We start from the raw sequence: 18,181 nt of genomic DNA, 5'->3' as shown, positions 1-18,181 counted from the left end.
TCATTATCTACAAATCCCGTCAGGAGGGATCATGAAACCGATGCGTACCGCAGTAGCCACTGTTATGGCAGCGACACTTTCTCTCTCTGCATTTTCTGCATTTGCCGCGACCAGTCTGACCGGGGCGGGTGCAACATTCCCGGCGCCGGTATATGCGCAGTGGGCTGATACTTACCAGAAAGAAACCGGTAACAAAGTTAACTACCAGGGGATTGGTTCCTCCGGTGGTGTGAAGCAGATTGTGGCCAACACCGTTGATTTCGGGGCGTCAGATGCGCCGCTGTCCGAAGATAAACTGGCCGCAGATAACTTATTCCAGTTCCCGACCGTGATCGGCGGTGTGGTACTGGCCGTCAACCTGCCGGGCCTGAAGTCCGGTGAACTGGTACTCGACGGCAAAACCCTGGGTGATATCTACCTGGGTAACATCAAAAAATGGAATGACCCGGCAATTACCAAACTGAACCCGTCAGTGAAACTGCCGGATCAGGATATCGCTGTTGTCCGCCGTGCGGATGGTTCCGGTACCTCGTTCGTCTTCACCAGCTACCTGTCAAAAGTCAGCCCTGACTGGAAAGAAAAAGTCGGTGCAGGCTCTACTGTTAACTGGCCGGTTGGTCTCGGCGGTAAAGGTAACGACGGTATTGCTGCATTCGTTCAGCGTCTGCCCGGCTCTATCGGTTACGTGGAATACGCTTACGCCAAACAGAACAAACTGGCTTACACCAAGCTGATTTCCGCGGATGGTGATGCGGTTTCCCCGACCGGCGAAAGCTTCAGTAACGCAGCGCGTAAAGCCGAGTGGTCAAAAAGTTTCGCTCAGGATCTGACTAACCAGCCGGGTCCGAATGCATGGCCGATTACCTCCACCACCTTTATTCTGGTTCACACTAACCAGAAAGATGCCGCCAAAGGGCAGGAAGTTCTGAAATTCTTTGACTGGGCATACAAGAACGGCGGTGAGCAGGCAGAGAAACTGGATTACGCGGTACTGCCGCAGGAAGTGATTGAACAAATCCGCGCATCATGGAAAACCAGTGTCAAAGACAGCAGCGGTAAGCCGCTGTACTGATACGGCAGATGATGAAGTAACGATTTATCAGTAATTGATCCCCCCGTACCGGGGGGATCAGGCCGTTGACAAACCCGCAGGGGTTGGCGACGACCGAAGAAGTTGTAAAAATAAACCAGGAAAATCAATTTATTGATTTTCGGCTGATAACACAAAGCAGGAAAAACCACGTTTTATCCTGCTTTGTCAGCAATTTCATCCCCCCGTACCGGGGGGATCTGTGTAAAAACGGAAGCGACTATGGCCGAACTGAAAACGGCAATGAAACCACCAAGCAAACGCGGCGACCAACTTTTCAGTGCCCTGGTAAAACTGGCGGCGCTGATTACGCTATTGTTGCTTGGCGGAATTATTATTTCACTGATTATTGCGTCATGGCCGAGCATTGAAAAATTCGGCTTAGGTTTCTTATGGAATAAAGAGTGGAACCCGCCGGCGGAAGAATACGGGGCACTGGTACCGATTTACGGCACTATCGTGACCTCGGTGATCGCCCTGCTGATTGCGGTCCCGGTGAGTTTCGGGATTGCGCTGTTCCTGACCGAACTGGCACCGAACTGGCTGCGCCGTCCGCTGGGTATCGCGATCGAGCTGTTAGCCGCTATTCCGAGTATCGTTTACGGCATGTGGGGACTGTTTGTCTTTGCCCCGCTGTTTGCCACCTATTTCCAGCAGCCGGTCGGCGAGGTGATGTCGAGCATCCCGATTGTCGGCGAGCTGTTCTCCGGCCCGGCCTTCGGGATCGGTATCCTGGCGGCGGGCGTTATCCTCGCCATTATGATTATTCCGTATATTGCCTCGGTGATGCGTGATGTGTTCGAGCAGACGCCGGTGATGATGAAAGAATCGGCTTACGGCATCGGCTGTACCACCTGGGAGGTGATCTGGCGGATTGTGCTGCCGTACACCAAGAACGGGGTGATCGGCGGTGTGATGCTGGGTCTGGGCCGTGCCCTGGGGGAGACCATGGCAGTGACCTTTATCATCGGTAACACCTATCAGCTGGACAGCTTCTCGCTGTACATGCCGGGCAACAGTATCACCTCGGCACTGGCGAACGAATTCGCGGAAGCGGAATCCGGGCTGCACACTGCAGCACTGATGGAGCTGGGGCTGATTCTGTTTGTCATCACCTTTATCGTCCTTGCTATCTCCAAATTTATGGTGATGCGTCTGAATAAGAAAGAGGGGCGCTGAGATGACTGACATGAATATTCAGCAACCGAAAGTGGATATCAGCGCACGGCAGAAACGTCAGTTCTGGCGTCGCCAGAAAAACCGCATTGCCCTGTTTTTATCCATGTCCACGATGGCATTCGGGCTGTTCTGGTTAATCTGGATCCTGTTCTCGACCGTCACCAAAGGGATGGACGGCATGTCACTGGCGCTGTTCACCGAAATGACACCGCCGCCGAATACCGAAGGCGGGGGTCTGGCGAACGCCATTGTCGGTTCCGGCCTGCTGATCTTATGGGCGACCGTTATCGGGACACCGCTGGGCATTCTTGCCGGCATTTATCTGGCGGAATACGGCCGTAAGTCCTGGCTGGCGGAAGTCACCCGGTTTATTAATGACATTTTGTTATCCGCACCGTCGATTGTGGTCGGGCTGTTTGTTTACACCATCGTGGTGATGCAGATGCAGCACTTCTCCGGCTGGGCGGGGGTGATTGCCCTGGCACTGTTACAGATCCCGATTGTTATCCGCACCACGGAAAACATGCTGCGTCTGGTGCCGGACAGCCTGCGCGAAGCGGCGTATGCCCTCGGCACACCAAAATGGAAAATGATTTCAGCGATTACCCTGAAAGCCTCGGTCTCCGGGATTATCACCGGGGTGCTGCTGGCGATTGCCCGTATTGCCGGGGAAACGGCGCCGCTGCTCTTTACCTCCCTCTCCAACCAGTTCTGGAGTACGGATCTGATGCAGCCGATTGCCAACCTGCCGGTCACCATCTTCAAATTTGCCATGAGTCCGTTCGCGGAATGGCAGAGTCTGGCCTGGGCGGGTGTCCTGCTGATCACACTGTGTGTGCTGTTAATTAATATCGTGGCGCGTGTGCTGTTTGCGAAGAAAAAGCACTGATTAAATGACTGCGGATGAATGAGAGAGAGTCATGAGTAAAATTCAAAACGTAACTGAAAGCAAAATTCAGGTCCGTGATCTGAACTTCTATTACGGCCAGTTCCACGCGCTGAAAAACATTTCGCTGGATATCGCCAAAAATAAAGTCACGGCCTTTATCGGCCCGTCCGGTTGCGGGAAATCGACCCTGCTGCGTACCTTCAACAAAATGTACGCACTGTATAATGAACAGCGTGCGGAAGGGGAAATCCTGCTGGATGGCACCAATATTCTGACCGATACCCAGGATATCGCGTTATTACGCGCCAAAGTCGGTATGGTGTTCCAGAAGCCGACACCGTTCCCGATGTCCATCTATGACAACATTGCCTTTGGTGTCCGTCTGTTTGAAAAACTGCCGCGCGCCGAAATGGATGAGCGGGTGCAGTGGGCGCTGACCAAAGCGGCGCTGTGGAACGAAACCAAAGATAAACTGCATCAGAGCGGTTACAGCCTCTCCGGCGGTCAGCAGCAGCGTCTGTGTATTGCCCGCGGTATCGCTATCCGCCCTGAGGTTCTCCTGCTGGATGAGCCGTGTTCGGCGCTGGATCCTATCTCCACCGGGCGTATTGAAGAGCTTATCAGCGAGCTGAAATCGGAATACACCGTGGTGATCGTCACCCATAACATGCAGCAGGCGGCACGCTGTTCTGACCATACTGCGTTTATGTATCTGGGCGAACTGATTGAATTCAGTGATACTGATACCCTGTTTACCACCCCGGGCAAGAAACAAACCGAAGATTACATCACCGGTCGTTATGGCTGATGCGGAGACAATCATGGAAAATCTGAATCACAATAAACATATTTCCGGGCAGTTTAATGCTGAATTAGAGCATATTCGCACAGAAATGATGACGATGGGCGGGCTGGTGGAAGAGCAGCTCAGCAAAGCGATCACCGCCATGCATAACCAGGATGAAGACCTGGCGCGTGAGGTTATCGCCGGTGACAAGCAGGTCAACATCATGGAAGTGATGATTGATGAAGCCTGTGTCCGCATTATTGCCAAACGTCAGCCGACGGCGAGTGATCTGCGCCTGATTATGGCAATTTCAAAGACGATCGCCGAACTTGAGCGTATTGGCGATGTGGCGGATAAAATTGCCAAAACTGCGCTGGAAAAATTTTCACATCAGCATCAGCCGCTGCTGGTCAGTCTGGAATCCCTCGGCCGCCATGCCATTCAGATGCTGCATGATGTGCTGGATGCCTTTGCGCGTATGGATATTCAGGAAGCTATCCGCATCTACCGCGAAGATCAGAAAGTGGATCAGGAATATGAAGGGATTGTCCGTCAGCTGATGACTTATATGATGGAAGATCCGCGCACTATCCCGAGTGTCCTGACCGCGCTGTTCTGTGCCCGCTCTATCGAGCGTATCGGTGACCGCTGCCAGAATATCTGTGAATTTATCTTCTATTACGTGAAGGGACAGGATTTCCGTCATGTGAAAGGGGATGATGTGGAACGTATCCTGCTCGGTGAGCATGTGATTGAAGTTTCCGCGCACAGTAATAACGGCGAAAAAGGGAATGATCCGGCATAGCAGGATTGCTTCTCCGGCGATATTGTCTGTTTTTGTAAAAGTACCCGTTTTGATTTGACCCCGGAGTTAACTCCGGGGTTTATACTTTCTGAAACAGACAAAACAGTGTTTCCGGAGGTGCACGATAGGTTTATTCAGCCGGTTTTTTAACAGCGGAGGCGGCTCTGGTCACGGGAACCACCGCAGCGGCCAAGGCAGCAAGCACGGTAATACGGGTTACAATAAGCATGGCCGCGACAATAATGGTTATCCGGAGCAGTTAAGCAATAACGCTCCGCAGACTATCGCCGGATATTGTCAGAAGTGCGGTACCGGTTATCCGCCGGACAGCCGTTTCTGCGGCCGGTGCGGTAATGCACTTAATCCGTAAGGCAAATGCCGGTCATTACCTGGCCGCATGTTCTGTTCAGTTTTTTCTCTGTCCGCACATTGCGTCCTTTATCATTAATGCTGATCAGCGTGACGGACTCTCCTGCAGATAATTGCCCTGTATATGCCACCCGGCTCTCTGAATAAGGGGCGAGCATCACGGTGCTGATATGTGACGGTGCATTATCTCCGCCGGAGACGAGTGCGGATAATGTGAAATAGTAAGGTGACGGGTTGTTCAGAATCAGTATCTTTTCTGACAGAGAAACAGAAATTTGTCCGGGGACGTCATCCGGCGTCAGTGGCAGCGTATCCGGCCGGTAAAACAGCTTTATCCGTGTCCGCAGGGCAAATTGCAGAGTATTGCCGGTAGTAACCGTTTTCGCCGGAATATCCACCACATTGAGATAAAAAACCGATTCCCGGTCGCGGGGCAGGCTGTTTTTCAGAACACGGATTTTCAGCTGCTGCCCGCCGCCTCCGGCTAACCGCGTCACCGGCGGTACCACCATAAACGGGGCGCTGCTGGTTTCCGGCGAGGAATTGATATCCCCCTCATCCACCCAGCTCTGCACCAGCGACGGTATTTCCCCGCTGTTGGTCAGCTGGATCTCTGTCTTTTCCTGATTGCCCGGGAAAATCACCCTCGTGGTATTGATGACAACACCGGCGTATCCCGCCTGCATGCACAGGAGCAGAATGATAAGAATGCCTGTCCGCATCGTGTCCTCCGGCGGTTCAGTTGTAGGAAAAAACCAGGGTCGCGGAACTGCTCAATTTTCCCTGTGTCACCGCGCCCGGATTGTAGGGATAGTAATACGCACCGAGGTCAACAGAGAAAGCCGGTGAGACTGCGCTGCCTTTGGCGGCAGTGAAAATACTGGTGGCACTGCCCTGAGCATTGGCACTGTCAGAAAACTGCACCGGGCTGCTGAGGTTACCGGCTTTCACCACGCGGAAGCCGACACCACCGGCACCGCCGGAAACGGTATTGGTCAGCACGGTTTTGTCGGACGGCTGTAAATTGGACGACGACAGGAACATGGCAATATCCCGGGACGCAGTGTTACCCGGGAGGAGGCCATCACAGGTAAAATTGAGGCGGAACGGGGTATATCCGGCTTTATCGGTGGTTTTAACGGCATTGATACTCATCAGCGGCAGACTGACAGTCAGCCCGGCATTGGTAAAGGTACAGGTGGTCACCGGTGGATTGTAAGTAACCTGCACCGGCTGCAAAAACATATCATTTGTATCGGTCGGCCACTGCAGTGTCAGCAGAAACTGCAGAATTTTACTGACAAGCGCGGCCAGCCAGCCCACCAGCCCCAGCGTGGTGGCATCAGAGGCAAAAATAACCGGTGTAATTGTCACGGAACTGCCCGCTACTTTGGTGTAGTTACCGGTCGGCGTGGTGACCAGGTCAAAACGCAGAGTGAAACCGGTATTGAGTTCAGTTCCGTTGTGGGGGCCGGCCGCCAGGCCGGAAACATTATTTTTTGTCAGTGCAGTCAGGGTGATATTGACGAGTTGTGCGCCGTTATTAAATCCGATTGTTGCTGTCCGGCCATTAAAAGGAGAGTCGATTCCGATGGTATTCGGGAAAAGGGGCAGCGCGGCAGTACAGGTGAACGGGCCGCTGAAGTTGGTCTGAGATACTTTGGATACAGTTGTGGTGGCGCCGACCAGATCAGCCGAAAGATCCAGCACCACGGCCGGTGCTGTCTGGGTGGATGTTGCGGAGCAGGTGGCATAAGCGGCCCTGCTGCTTATCACCGTCAGGAATAAAAGTAATACAGCGGCGGATGTTTTCATCATTGTTTCCTTTTACCGGCAGATGTTGTGATTTTTATCCGGCGTGACCACCGGATTGCGGATAACACACTGCTGTTTCCCGTCTGCCGTCAGTTTTATAATCAGTGAGGACGGCAACTGCCCGCTTTTCAGATAGAGCAGTCCGGACTGCCCGACATACCCCAGCGGCTGATGCTGCGCATCGGTCACTTCTGTGCCGAACGGCAGTGTGCCGTCGTTTTCCCGCGCCGCCCGCAGAATGAAAGTCTGGCGCGGGTCGGTTTCCATGCGGATATAACTGACCGCACCTTTATACGGGCTGACCTGGCCGATATTGCCGGTCACTTCGGCACCGGCACTTTTTTCTGTGTCTGACAGGGTGTAAGAATTGGCACGGTAAGGGACGGATTGTGTCATCAGCACCACACCCTCACTGTTTGTCAGGGATGCTTTATCGGAATTCACCATCCGGTTACCGGCCTGCGGGGCATCAATAATGGTATAGGTATTGCCGGTGTCACCGGACATGGCAATATGGCCCGGGATCGCGACGATAGTTCCTTTTGCCCCGGCACCCGCCTGACGGTAATCGTTACCCTCACTGAATGAGCCGGACAGGGTGCTGTACGGGTTGCGGTAAGTGAGGTTCGCACCCGCCAGATTACTGCCGCCGTTCTGGTTTGAGCCGGTCAGCGTGTAGTTAACCAAATCATCTTTACCGGCTGTTCCGCTCAGGCTGACCGTTGTTTGCTGATAACGGGAATCGGTGGCGTAAATACCGCTGCTGAGAGAGGCATTTTTGCCGAAAACAGAAATCGGCACGCTGACATTCAGGTAAAACCGGGTTTCATTTTTATCATCAAAATTGCGGGTGCGTGATGCAGACACGGTATAACTGATCTCGTTATAACTGTTTGAATATCCAAGCTGATATTCCCGGTTGCTGCCGCCGGAATTCCAGTAATCCCGGTGTGTGCCGGAGATATAAATCACCCCCCGGTTCTCTCCCAGATACTGATTTAAATTCACGGTGAAGGTATTTTTAGCCCGCGCACCGCGCATGGCATCCATTGTCATCAGATCCGGTATCTGACGCGGCGTGTTATCGGTGAGGTTTTCCTGTTCATTACGGTAAGCATCCCACGCCCGGTAGTTATCCTGCTGATAGACAGCATCGGTGAAACTGTAAAAATTCCCGGTGGAGTAGCGGTATGTCGCGAGAGTCAGGTTTGTTGAGGTGGTGCTGACAAACTTACTGTAGGCGATACGATAGCTCTGGCCGCTTTTGCGACCGGTTTTAAAGTCCGCATCCGCCTGCGTCACATCAACAGAAAGCGCACCGAACGGCAGATTCCAGGCGCTTCCCGCCAAAAGGGAGCGGTAATCTTTTCCGGCAATCCCGCCGGTATACAGTGTCACGGTATTATTCAGCCCGTAACGGAATTCGCCCTGCACAAACGCCGGGCGGTAGTGTGTATTATCCGGCCGGGCCTGACCGGCGGTCAGACTGTAATTATAAATTCCCTCTTTCAGCATATCGGGCACAGCGGAGAAGGGGACGGTAAATGATTCTTTCCGTCCGTCCGCTTCCTGAATAATGACAGAAAAATCACCGCTGCCGCCGGTCGGCTGAATATCACGGAACATAAACTCACCCGGCGGCACGTTTTCCTGAAAAATAAGATTTCCGTTCTGGTAAATACTGACGAGGGCGTTGGTCTGGGCAACTCCCCGGATGATTGGTGCGAATCCCTGGCCGGACGGCGGCAGCATATTCATATCCGTTGCCAGTGATGCGCCTCTGAATTTAAAACTGCCGAACAGAGAAGGTGGTGTATAAAAATCCCCCAGCGTCAGCGCAGATAAAATACGGCTGATCGGGCGGTAAAGGTAACGGCTGTTATTTTTCCAGCCTTTCTGTCCGCCGGAATAAGAGGTATAAACCGATTCATCGCGGAATTGCCAGACACCGAGGTTCAGCCCGGAATTTACCGTGGCAAAAAAGCTGTCATTACTCTGTTTGTTATTCTTTTTTTGTCTGGCGTTATAGTAATTGACGTTATAGCCGAGAATAACGGCAGGCTGCCCGTGATCCCATAATTCCGGGTCAATATAACCGGCATCGGCAGTCTTTACCCCGATTTGCGGCACGGACAAATCTAACCGCAATGTACTTTTATTCAGGTGATAAGTCAGTCCGGATGTCAGATCATCTGCCGGTACCGGTTGTTTCTCTGCGGATAATTTTTTCGCATCATCTGAAAGATTCAGTCCGAGCTTATTAATATCCGCCGGCTGAAAATTCAGGGCATTATTATGCTCTCCCACTTCAACGGTAAACTGGCCTTTCCAGGTATTATTGACATAAACGTCCATCAGCTGATCGCCGGACGGCAGTGTATTTTCCTGATATAAACGTGAAATATCCCCTTTAGCGGATTCACCGGCCAGCAGGGTGGTATCGAATTCTTCCGTGAAGCCTTCGCGGGGATAGCTCCATAATCCGGCAATAATCAGAATCGGCAGGCAGTGTTGTGTTTTCACGTTATTATCGTCCGTCAGAAGGTAATATTCTTCGACTTATACACACCGTAATCATCCACATAGGTCACTGAGGCATTACGGGCCGCGGGTTTATTTTTCAGCGGTAATTGTTTTTCAGAAAATGGCGGGATCATGTCGGAGGCGGCCAGCCATGTGTGGCTGCTGTCATTAGCATTGACCGCCGCAATAGTAAAATGATACGGGGAATTATTGGTGACGGATAAATGGTCACCATTGAGCTTCCACTGAATATTATCAATAACCGTTTCCGGATTTGCCGTCAGCCCGGCAGGGCGGTAAAACAGCTTTATCCGTGACCGCAGAGCCACCTGTAACACACTTTTTCCTTTGGCATTGGCGGGTGTGGCCGGAATATCCAGCACACTGAGATAAAAAACACTTTCGCGGTCATCCGGTAATTTTTCATTATTTTTCTTTATTTTAAGCTGCTGTCCCTGCATACCGTCTATTTTGACAATCGGCGGATAAACATAAAACGGCGAACGGCTGTTTTCCGGTGTGGCATTAATATCACCGTCATCCGTCCAGCTCTGGGCTAATGATGATGTCTGGCTATTGTTATTCAGCTGAACAGTAATGCTGTCATTTTCTTCATGATAAATAAGCCGGGTGCTGTTAATCACGATATTGGCAGCGGCATCAGCGGATAAAATAAGCATCACCAGAAAAAAGAATCGGCGTTTCATTATATTCCCCTGTAAACAGTCAGGCTTTTTGACAAGCCTGACTGTCTGACAATGGTTATAAATAAGAGACTGTATAAATCACGTTGGAATGTACAGGCCCGACTTTTGCAGGAGAGGTATTGGTTTTGTAATAACTGGCAATTAATGTCACCTGATCCGATGCCGGTGCCGTTTTATCGCCTTTCACCCCGGTGTCATACGCTGCATTCAGTGAAAGTGCCACTGACGGTGCGGTTGTTGACGATAAACTGAACCCGACATTTTTCGCGACGGACGGATCCCCTTCATTAACGGTATCGTTAATCAGATAGTTTCCGGTTGACGATATATTATTAGGGGATGCGAAATGTATTTTCAGGTTACTTCCCGGCGGTACTGATGCCGGCGCACAATCAGAGAATGTCATGGTAAAGGCTTTCTGATTTTTGGTAATGACGGTATTTGCGGTTACCCCGGCATCCGTTACGGTAATCGGATCTAATAATACGGCGAAGTCGGCGCTGTTGCCTCCGTTAATGGTACAGGTGGTGTCACTGATAGCACCTGTGATGTTTATAATTCCGCCCGCAGCAGTGACCGCAGACGCTGAACCTGAAAAAAGGCGGCAGAAACTAATGCCGTAATAAGCGTTTTCTTTAACATGGTTAACTCCGGTAAAAATAAGATACCAGACTGACAAAAATAAGAGGCTATTTTTGCGGATTTTCATTTAAAGAGACCAATAATAATCAGTCTCTTTAAATTTAGAATCATCAGGTATATTTACCAGTGCTTAATTTTGAATTTTACAGATATGTGATTATTGTCAAGATTTATAAATTTACACATCTCAGGATGTGTATTTTTTTCATAAGTTAGAATTCATTTTTTATTTTGGTGACAATGGAAAGATAAATATACAGATAATAAGATATGATTGTTTATTAACAGGTTGCTGATAAGTAATTTCTTTTGGATATTAATTTTAATTAACGATGGTATGGGTTGTTAAGTATCGCTTATCAGGATCATGAAATATTTCTGCGGGAAAAATCACGTATGATTTTATTTCAATAAATAATTATAAGTCATGTAATTAGTTTTTTTAATAAGAATGGATGGGTTACAAATAGCAGGTGTAATTGAGCAAAGTAGTCTGTCCTGCGTTCATCTTAGAACAATCAGTTATGGAATTATTCTTTCTTAGTATTTCAGGAACTAAGCCGGAGTTGATAGCGTGAGATGGTGATTTACACAAATTGACGTTTTCCGTGACTGATTCCAGGGGTGTGTATGAAACCGACATTATTTGTTCCGGCTCTGCTTGCCGGTTTAGCATTAGTAAGTGGTACAGCACAGGCTGATAAGCTTGATGACATTCAGAAAGCCGGCGTGATCCGTATTTCGGTTTTTGACAGCAACCCGCCGTTCGGATTTATCGATCCGCAGACCAAAAAACTGGCCGGTTATGACGTGGATATTGCACAGGCCGTTGCCGATGACCTCGGCGTGAAGCTGGAACTGCGTCCGACCAACCCTGCAAACCGCATTCCGCTGCTGGTCTCCGGCAAAGTGGATTTAATCGGGGCGAACTTCACTATTACCGATGAGCGTGCCAAACAGGTGGATTTTTCCATTCCTGATTTTCAGACCGGACAAAAATTTATTGCCCGCAAAGGCGTGCTGAAAACCCCGGAAGATGTGGCAAAACTGCGCATCGGCGCGGATAAAGGTACCGTTCAGGAAGTGACACTGCGCGAGAAATATCCGGGCACCAAAGTGATTTCTTATGATGACACCCCGCTGGCCTTCGCCGCGCTGCGTAATGGTAACGTTGATGCTATCACGCAGGATGATGCCAAACTGGTCGGGCTGCTGGGTAACCTGCCGGAGTCAGTAAAAGCGGAGTTTGAACTCTCGCCGTTCAGTCTGACCCGTGAATACCAGGCACTGGCAGCACCGAAAGGGGAAACCCGTCTGGTGGAAGCGGTAAACAAAACCCTGCTGAAACTCGAAAGTGAGGGCAAATCACAGCAGATTTATAACCAGTGGTTTGGTCCGGGTACCAAAGCCGAACAACCGCGCGGTGAATTTAAATTCGCTCCGCTGGCTGACCAGCCGAAGTAATGTGAGTGTGCTTTCTGAATCAGGCCTCACTCCGGTGAGGCTTCCTGCATTTCTGCGGCAACAGACGGGATGAGCGGATGTTTGAGCAATTTATAAGTGCGCACTTACTTGCGCCGGAATATCTGGGGTGGCTGGGGCAGGGGTTTGTGATCACCCTGCTTATCTCATTCTGGACGATTCTCGCGGCGACACTGCTGGGTTTTCTGCTGGTGGCCGGGCGGGACAGTCAGTTCGCACCGCTCCGCTGGTCAGTCAGTGCTTACACCAGTGTATTCCGGAATACGCCGCTGCTGGTGCAGCTGTTTTTCTGGTATTTCGCTTCCGGGGAAATTCTGCCGCAGGCGCTGAAAATCTGGCTGAATACGCCGCATGAAATTGAGCTGGCCGGGCTGACACTCGCCTGGCCGTCATTTGAATTTATCGCCGGGTGGTTCGGGCTGACACTCTACTCCGCGCCGTTTATCGCGGAAGAATTACGGGCGGGGATTGCCGGGATCGGGCGGCAGCAAAAATCAGCCGCGCTGGCGCTCGGGCTGACACCGTGGCAGTCCATGCGTTATGTGGTGCTGCCGCAGGCGGTCAGGATCGCCATGCCGCCGCTGCTCGGGCAGTATATGAATGTGGTGAAAAACTCGTCCCTGACGATGGCAATCGGTGTGGCTGAACTCTCTTATGCATCGCGTCAGGTGGAAAGTCAGTCCTTACAAACCTTTGAAGCCTTCGGGGTTGCGACGATCCTTTATATCGCTATTATTGCCGTGATGGAAGCCTTCGGGCAGTGGCGGACACAACGGGCACTGGCACAGGGGCATTAAGATGGATTTTTCCGTAATTCGTGATAACTGGGAATACCTGCTGTTCGGTACGTTCCCGGACGGTCCGCTTGAGGGCGCGGTACTGACGCTGGTGATCAGCCTGATTGCCGGGGCCATTTCTGTCGTGCTCGGGACTATCGGCGGGGTGATGCTGGCAATGCTGCGTGGCTGGTGGGTAAACCTGTTCGCGGCATTTCTCGGATTTTTCCGCGCTATTCCCATCATTATGCTGATATTTTGGGTCTATTTCCTGCTGCCGATCGCCTTTGGTGTGGATGTGTCGGAAATCACCACGGTAGTCTGCGCACTGGCGCTGGTCACCTCTGCTTATATTGCCCACGGTGTGAAGGCCGGTATTCTGGCGATCGGCAAAGGGCAGTGGCAGGCGGGGATGTCTCTCGGCTTCAGCCGGTGGGAAGTTCTGTGGCATATCGTGTTGCCGCAGGCGCTGCGGATGATGATCCCGTCCTTTATTAATCAGTGGATTGCGCTGATTAAAGATACCTCACTGGCCTATATCGTCGGTGTGGGGGAGCTGTCGTTTCTTGCGACTCAGGTCAATAACCGCAGCATGGTCTACCCGACAGAGATTTTCCTGTTTGTCGCTTTTATCTATTTTGTGATGTGTTCGGGGCTGGAGTTGGGGGCAAATGCCCTGATGCGCCGTTATTCATTACAGCGGCAGCCCCGTCAGTCATGGCTTGCCCGCCTGTTTGGCAGGGGAAGAGAGAAACCGGTGCGGTTGTCAGAAAAACCGGCATCCTGTTCATCATAAGTTTGATCAATAACAATCCCGGCATCGTTAATGGCCGGGATTTTCCCGCAATGAAACGCAAACGTTTTCTTTTTTAAAATGATGCGGTAGGATAAGCCGAAAAAAACAAATTTCCGGGACTCCTTATTCATGACTACTCCGACTTCCGGCACTGATCCTCATCAGGGCCTGCTCCAGCGCGTGTTTAAATTACAGGAACACGGCACCACTGTCCGCACAGAAGTTATTGCCGGGCTGACCACTTTCCTCACCATGGTGTATATCATCTTTGTAAACCCGCAAATCCTCTCGTTCGCCGGGATGGATATCAAAGCGGTGTTTGTCACCACCTGTCTGATCGCTGCCATCGGCAGTATCGGGATGGGGTTATTTGCTAATCTGCCGGTGGCGGTTGCGCCGGCAATGGGGCTGAATGCCTTTTTCGCCTTTGTGGTGGTGGGGGCGATGCACTACTCCTGGGAAGTGGCGATGGGCGCGATTTTCTGGGGTGCGGTCGGGTTGTTTATCCTGACCTTACTGCGTATCCGTTACTGGCTGATTGCCCATATCCCGCTGAGTCTGCGGGTCGGGATCACCAGCGGTATCGGGCTGTTTATCGCCATGATGGGTCTGAAAAACGCCGGTATTATTGTGCCGAATCCGGATACCCTGGTGACTATCGGTAAGTTTACCGATCACAGTGTGGTGCTGGGGGCGCTGGGCTTCTTTATTATCGCCATTCTGGCTGCGCGCAATATTCACGCGGCAGTACTGGTGTCGATTGTGGTGACAACCTCCATCGGGCTTTTCCTCGGGGATGTCACTTACAAGGGCGTATTTGATGTGCCGCCGGGAATTACCTCGGTTGTCGGCCATGTCGATATCATGGGGGCGCTGGATGTATCCCTCGCCGGGATTATCTTTTCATTTATGCTGGTGAACTTGTTTGACTCCTCCGGTACCCTGATCGGCGTGACTGATAAGGCCGGGCTGGCGGATGAAAAAGGCCGTTTCCCGAACATGAAAAAAGCGTTGTATGTGGACAGTATCAGCTCCGTTGCCGGTTCTGCGATGGGGACATCCTCTGTGACCGCATTTATTGAAAGTACCTCCGGGGTTTCTGTCGGCGGACGTACCGGCCTGACCGCCATTGTGGTCGGCCTGCTGTTCCTCGCGGCGATCTTTATTTCGCCGCTGGCAGCCATGGTACCGGCTTATGCGACTGCCGGGGCGCTGATTTATGTCGGCGTGCTGATGACCTCCAGCCTGGTGCGGGTGAACTGGAATGATCTGACCGAATCGGTTCCGGCGTTTGTGACTGCCGTGATGATGCCGTTCAGTTTCTCTATCACCGAAGGGATTGCATTAGGGTTTATCGCTTACTGCGCAATGAAGCTGGGTACCGGACGCTGGCGTGAGCTGAACCTGTGTGTGGTGGTGGTATCGCTGCTGTTTATTCTGAAAATGGTGTTTGTGGACGCCTGATTCAGGCCTGTCAGTAAGATGTGAAAAAACCGCGCGGTTAATACCGGCGCGGTTTTTTTGTCTCTGCTTTATTGCTCCGGATAAACAATTCCCAGGCAGACGGCTTCTTCTTTCGCGCCGGGCTGTGACTGAAATATTACCTGTTTACGCTTCGCGATAACCAGATCCGGCCAGTCTTCCAGTGCGCCGGCAAAGGATTCCTGCGCACAGGTACGATTCTCGTTTCCGATCAGCAGTGCGCCGTGACGGCGGATATCATCACGGGTGACATGCAGGTTATAAATATTGGTTACCCGGTAGCCATGGCCAGGTTCATTGATCCACGGCTGGAGTGTTTCCGGCTGGTGCTTACCGTAAAATGTCACCCATTCATGCAGATATTCCCCGCCGGTGTATGTCAGCGGTTTTCCGGTTTCCTGCTCCCACCAGCTTTCCGCCTCTGCGATAAAGGTTTTCAGTCCGATATTTTTCTGTCCGGCGTCACGGATATTGAATCCCATCACTGCGGCATAGCCCGTGATAACGATAACGGCAAAAATTATCAGCCCGTTCATTACATTTTTCAGTGGTTTGACCGGCGGGGTAATCACCGAGCAGATCAGTGCAGGAATACACAGCAGAACAAAAGGCTGCAGCCACTCGGTAATACGTCCGCCCTGATGGAAGGTGAACCAGACATAAATCACCGCGAGTGGTGCCAGAATCATAATATTGATAAGCCGTTTTGCCTGCTCTTTCGGCCAGCCGAAACGGCCGCCCTTCAGGCGGATAATGACGGCGATAATGATCAGCGGATAGAACACGGTAAACAGTGACCCGGTGGTTTTCAGGGTCAGGCCGGTTTTAATTTGTGAATCAACCCACTTAAAGGCGGCAAAATCATTATTGACCAGCCAGATAACATTCGGGACGACCAGTGCAAACCAGATGGCCAGCGCAGCATAAAACCAGGGGGAACGGTAACTTTCCCGTGCTTTCGGCACAAACAGGGTGAAGAGAAAGACCATCCCGACCAGTGCGAGCGTGGAATATTTCCCCATGGTCGCCAATCCGGATGTCAGTGCAAAGCCCGTCCACCAGGCAGGATTGTCATAAACGGCGCGGACAAAAAAGTACAGCATCCACGGCCAGAAGGTAACCAGGATATAGTTATCATTGTAAGGGATTAAATCGAAATTAATGATCCCTGACAGATTCAGCGACAACAATGCCAGCCAGGCAAAATCAGTACGCTGTGTGAGGCGGTGTGTCAGATACCATACGCCCCCCATACCGATACCGATGCCGGTAAAATGGATGAAGTACCAGTAGAAATCGGCGGCAATCAGATCAGGGAAGGCGATGACCGGATACATCAGCATGCCGACCAGCCACGGATTTTTCGGCGCACCCCATTCACCGGTTTTGCCCCAGTTCAGGGCTTCCACGGCATCGTAGGGCACCGTCGGATCCAATCCGTAGCTGACAATAATCCAGAGCGTGACATAAGCAGCGACCCAAAACCAGACAGGGCGGTGCGACGTTTGTTGTGAAAAGTGCATAATTCTATATCTTGGTTAAAATAATGGCTGTGTTCATTATTCACCCGGAGGTGAAATGATGGATCGTTTTGACGGAAATCAGGGTACACTAGCCGCCAGCGAATCATTGTCATGGCTGCGGGCGTCCGGAAGCCATGAATATAGTTTTGTACTGTTCATTTACACGGTAAATGTTAACACAAATTAATCAGTTATTTTTAAGCGAGTAAGGTATATGGCCGCTATTTCAAAAAAACCATCCCGGTCACGGACACCAAAGAAAAGCCGTGAGGAGCTCAACGCGGAAGGCCGTGAACGTAAACGGCAGAAAAAACACCGCGGTAATCCGTCCGGTGCCCGTCAGCAGGATGATGCCCGCAAAACCGGCCGTGGTGCGGATAATGCGGTTGCTGATCCGCGTATCGGCAGTAAAAAACCGGTTCCGCTGTTTGCGGAAGGTAAAACCTCCGTTAAACCGGCAGTAAAAAAACCGGCTGAGCCGGTCAAAGCCGGATTATCTCCTGAAGAGGAACTGGCAAAACTCGAGAACGACGAGCGCCTCGATGCATTACTGCTGCGCCTTGAGAACAACGAAACCCTGACCGCAGAAGAAAACACCTACGTTGATACCATGCTGGAACGTATCGACGCACTGATGGAAAAACTCGGTATTTCTCTTGATGAAGATGATGATGAAGAGAAAACCGACGACATCATGCAACTGCTGAAAGGTCGCTGATCCTCAGTTATTTTACTGAAACCGGCGGCACCGTATCAAAACCGGCGTAACGGGTGACTGTTATGCCGGTTTTCTTATTTCAAGCCTACGTGTTTGCCGTGTTATCTGCCTTAATGGAGGATTAAATACTGCCCGGTGGCGGCTATCTGCAATATTAATGCTGTTTTTCTGTGACAGTACTGGCAGATATATTATTGAAAATAATAAATAATTCCTAAGAATAATACAGGATTATGCTGATACTGTTCTCCGGGAGAAACCCATGGGTAATACCAAACGTCCGCCGCACGACCACAGCCGCTTTATCCGCTGCCTCGGCTGGGTGGCAACCTTTACGGCATTCTGTATGTATGTCTCCTATATTCCTCAGATCATGGATAACCTTGCGGGACATAAAACATCACCGTTACAGCCGCTGGCTGCTGCATTTAACTGTACGCTCTGGGTCATTTACGGCATTAAAGTGAAAGATCTGCCGGTTGCGGTCGCCAATGCCCCCGGTGTTTTGTTCGGATTAGCGGCAATGCTGACCGCCTTATAGCGACCTGCCTGATTATCCGTCTGTGGCACGATCATATTAATCGGGCGGCAGATCCGA

General features: G+C 51.2%; 18 protein-coding genes. 12 read left to right on the top strand and 6 right to left on the bottom strand.

What is annotated here, in order from left to right:
• The first annotated feature begins 31 nt into the window (after positions 1 to 31).
• The 6 genes from pstS to U868_RS26285 all read left to right on the top strand — a co-directional run bounded on the left by pstS (position 32) and on the right by U868_RS26285 (position 5,120).
• Positions 32 to 1,072 carry a phosphate ABC transporter substrate-binding protein PstS gene (gene pstS / locus U868_RS0100355; protein WP_025151546.1) on the top strand — a complete coding sequence of 347 codons (1,041 nt, stop codon included), beginning with the start codon at positions 32 to 34 and terminating at the stop codon, positions 1,070 to 1,072.
• A gap of 240 nt (positions 1,073 to 1,312) precedes the next feature.
• Positions 1,313 to 2,269 (top strand): phosphate ABC transporter permease PstC, encoded by a 957-nt coding sequence (gene pstC / locus U868_RS0100350; RefSeq protein ID WP_025151545.1) that lies wholly within the window; start codon positions 1,313 to 1,315, stop codon positions 2,267 to 2,269.
• Position 2,270: 1 nt separating this feature from the next.
• Positions 2,271 to 3,158, top strand: coding sequence for a phosphate ABC transporter permease PstA (gene pstA, locus U868_RS0100345; protein ID WP_025151544.1), 888 nt, complete (start codon positions 2,271 to 2,273; stop codon positions 3,156 to 3,158).
• Positions 3,159 to 3,189: 31 nt separating this feature from the next.
• Positions 3,190 to 3,966 carry a phosphate ABC transporter ATP-binding protein PstB gene (gene pstB, locus U868_RS0100340; protein ID WP_004237979.1) on the top strand — a complete coding sequence of 259 codons (777 nt, stop codon included), beginning with the start codon at positions 3,190 to 3,192 and terminating at the stop codon, positions 3,964 to 3,966.
• Between the two features lie 13 nt (positions 3,967 to 3,979).
• Positions 3,980 to 4,750, top strand: a complete 771-nt coding sequence (phoU, locus tag U868_RS0100335) for a phosphate signaling complex protein PhoU (protein ID WP_025151543.1) — start codon at positions 3,980 to 3,982, stop codon at positions 4,748 to 4,750.
• Between the two features lie 88 nt (positions 4,751 to 4,838).
• Positions 4,839 to 5,120 carry a zinc-ribbon domain-containing protein gene (locus U868_RS26285; RefSeq protein ID WP_430623529.1) on the top strand — a complete coding sequence of 94 codons (282 nt, stop codon included), beginning with the start codon at positions 4,839 to 4,841 and terminating at the stop codon, positions 5,118 to 5,120.
• On the opposite strand, the gene U868_RS0100325 is transcribed toward U868_RS26285, so the two are convergent.
• Genes U868_RS0100325 through U868_RS0100305 form a run of 5 tightly spaced genes read right to left on the bottom strand, consistent with a single transcriptional unit; the run spans position 5,110 to position 10,681 of the window.
• The gene (locus tag U868_RS0100325) at positions 5,110 to 5,841 is read right to left on the bottom strand and encodes a fimbrial biogenesis chaperone (protein WP_025151542.1); all 732 of its coding nucleotides are present in this window, start codon (positions 5,839 to 5,841) and stop codon (positions 5,110 to 5,112) included. The two genes, U868_RS26285 and U868_RS0100325, sit on opposite strands and share 11 nt — an antisense overlap.
• Positions 5,842 to 5,857: 16 nt before the next feature.
• Positions 5,858 to 6,937, bottom strand: coding sequence for a fimbrial protein (locus U868_RS0100320; RefSeq protein WP_025151541.1), 1,080 nt, complete (start codon positions 6,935 to 6,937; stop codon positions 5,858 to 5,860).
• Between the two features lie 9 nt (positions 6,938 to 6,946).
• The gene (locus U868_RS0100315) at positions 6,947 to 9,457 is read right to left on the bottom strand and encodes a fimbria/pilus outer membrane usher protein (protein WP_025151540.1); all 2,511 of its coding nucleotides are present in this window, start codon (positions 9,455 to 9,457) and stop codon (positions 6,947 to 6,949) included.
• Positions 9,458 to 9,471: 14 nt separating this feature from the next.
• On the bottom strand, positions 9,472 to 10,164 hold the full coding sequence (locus U868_RS0100310; protein ID WP_025151539.1) for a fimbrial biogenesis chaperone: 693 nt from the start codon (positions 10,162 to 10,164) through the stop codon (positions 9,472 to 9,474).
• A 55-nt stretch (positions 10,165 to 10,219) separates the two neighbouring features.
• A complete protein-coding gene (locus tag U868_RS0100305) occupies positions 10,220 to 10,681 on the bottom strand; it encodes a fimbrial protein (protein ID WP_338420810.1) in 462 nt (153 codons plus the stop codon).
• Between the two features lie 755 nt (positions 10,682 to 11,436).
• On the opposite strand from U868_RS0100305, the gene U868_RS0100300 reads away from it, so the two are divergent.
• From U868_RS0100300 to U868_RS0100285, 4 genes are all read left to right on the top strand, one after another.
• Positions 11,437 to 12,270, top strand: a complete 834-nt coding sequence (locus U868_RS0100300) for an ABC transporter substrate-binding protein (protein WP_025151537.1) — start codon at positions 11,437 to 11,439, stop codon at positions 12,268 to 12,270.
• A 77-nt stretch (positions 12,271 to 12,347) separates the two neighbouring features.
• Positions 12,348 to 13,085, top strand: a complete 738-nt coding sequence (locus tag U868_RS0100295) for an amino acid ABC transporter permease (protein ID WP_025151536.1) — start codon at positions 12,348 to 12,350, stop codon at positions 13,083 to 13,085.
• A 1-nt stretch (position 13,086) separates the two neighbouring features.
• On the top strand, positions 13,087 to 13,860 hold the full coding sequence (locus U868_RS0100290; RefSeq protein ID WP_025151535.1) for an amino acid ABC transporter permease: 774 nt from the start codon (positions 13,087 to 13,089) through the stop codon (positions 13,858 to 13,860).
• Positions 13,861 to 13,989: 129 nt separating this feature from the next.
• Positions 13,990 to 15,324, top strand: a complete 1,335-nt coding sequence (locus tag U868_RS0100285) for an NCS2 family permease (protein WP_025151534.1) — start codon at positions 13,990 to 13,992, stop codon at positions 15,322 to 15,324.
• Between the two features lie 68 nt (positions 15,325 to 15,392).
• Here the strand turns inward: U868_RS0100285 and U868_RS0100280 are convergent, their stop codons facing one another.
• Positions 15,393 to 16,865, bottom strand: coding sequence for a glycosyltransferase family 39 protein (locus tag U868_RS0100280; protein WP_025151533.1), 1,473 nt, complete (start codon positions 16,863 to 16,865; stop codon positions 15,393 to 15,395).
• A gap of 214 nt (positions 16,866 to 17,079) precedes the next feature.
• Here U868_RS0100280 and yihI point away from each other — a divergent pair, with 214 nt between their 5' ends.
• Complete coding sequence (gene yihI / locus U868_RS0100275) at positions 17,080 to 17,583, top strand: Der GTPase-activating protein YihI (protein WP_025151532.1); 504 nt, start codon at positions 17,080 to 17,082, stop codon at positions 17,581 to 17,583.
• Positions 17,584 to 17,845: 262 nt separating this feature from the next.
• The gene (locus tag U868_RS0100270) at positions 17,846 to 18,124 is read left to right on the top strand and encodes a SemiSWEET family transporter (protein ID WP_025151531.1); all 279 of its coding nucleotides are present in this window, start codon (positions 17,846 to 17,848) and stop codon (positions 18,122 to 18,124) included.
• The last annotated feature ends 57 nt before the right edge of the window (positions 18,125 to 18,181 follow it).

The sequence above is a fragment of the Morganella morganii H1r genome (genome assembly GCF_000633515.1).
GTDB classification, from domain to species: domain Bacteria; phylum Pseudomonadota; class Gammaproteobacteria; order Enterobacterales; family Enterobacteriaceae; genus Morganella; species Morganella morganii_B.
Note: the sequence above shows the minus strand (reverse complement) of the source record. Positions and strands in the feature narration are given on the sequence as shown.